The sequence below is a fragment of the Ewingella sp. AOP9-I1-14 genome, assembly GCF_052375995.1.
GTDB classification, from domain to species: domain Bacteria; phylum Pseudomonadota; class Gammaproteobacteria; order Enterobacterales; family Enterobacteriaceae; genus Ewingella; species Ewingella allii.
Genome location: NZ_JBQSVA010000040.1, coordinates 1 through 1,055 on the forward strand (window position 1 = coordinate 1; position 1,055 = coordinate 1,055).

Below are 1,055 nucleotides of genomic sequence, written 5' to 3' on the forward strand. Positions count from 1 at the left end.
GGCGTTGTTGAATAAATCGAACTTTTAGCCGTAGTTAGGATCAGATCACCACACTCCTGATCCTGCAGCGATATCACGTGGCAAAACAAAAGTTCAAAATCACCAACTGGGCCACCTACAACAAGGCGCTTGTCAATCGGGGCTCACTGACATTCTGGCTTGATGAGTCGGCCATTCAGGCCTGGTATGACGAACCCAACACGTCTTTACGCGGTCGTCCGCAACGTTATTCTGAACTGGCCATTTCAACCGTTCTGATGCTCAAACGCGTTTTTCGCCTCACACTTCGCGCTGCGCAGGGATTCATTGACTCCATCTTTACCCTAATGAAGCTCCCGCTCCGTTGCCCGGATTATTCCTGCGTCAGCAGGCGGGCTAAATCCGTCAGCATCCCTTTCAAAAACCCAACGCGCGGTGAAATTGCCCATCTGGTTATCGATTCCACCGGCTTAAAAGTCTTCGGTGAGGGTGAGTGGAAGGTGAAAAAACACGGCCAGGAAAAGCGCCGCGTCTGGCGGAAACTGCACCTGGCGGTGGATGCTGATACGCATGAGATTATCTGCGCTGACCTGTCCCTAAACAACGTGACTGATGCAGAGGCATTCCCGGGGCTTATCCGTCAGACGCACAGGAAAATCAGGGCCGCCTGTGCCGACGGGGCTTATGACACAAAGCGGTGCCACGACGAGTTGCGGCGCAAGAAAATTAAGGCGCTTATCCCGCCGCGAACGCGCGCCGGCTACTGGCCGGAGGAGTATGCCGACAGAAATCAGGCGGTGGCGAGGCAACGGCTTACTGGGAGCAATGCGTACTGGAAATGGCACACGGCTTATAACCGGCGTTCAGTGGCCGAAACGGCGATGTACCGCGTAAAACAGCTGTTTGGTGGGCATCTTACGTTGAGGGATTACGATGCGCAGGTTGGAGAAACTATGGCCATGATCCGTGCCTTAAACAAAATGACGCGTGCAGGGATGCCAGAAAGTGTGCGGATTGCCTGAGGAAGTCAGTGACGAGAGGCGCTTTTATCTAAATCCGAATTATTCAACAAAGCC

1 protein-coding gene is annotated in these 1,055 nt (G+C 53.6%); it reads left to right on the plus strand.

The window, feature by feature from the left end; genetic code table 11:
* The first annotated feature begins 77 nt into the window (after window positions 1–77).
* Complete coding sequence (locus ACT3RT_RS23070) at window positions 78–1,001, plus strand: IS5 family transposase (protein WP_496203785.1); 924 nt, start codon at window positions 78–80, stop codon at window positions 999–1,001.
* Window positions 1,002–1,055: the final 54 nt, after the last annotated feature.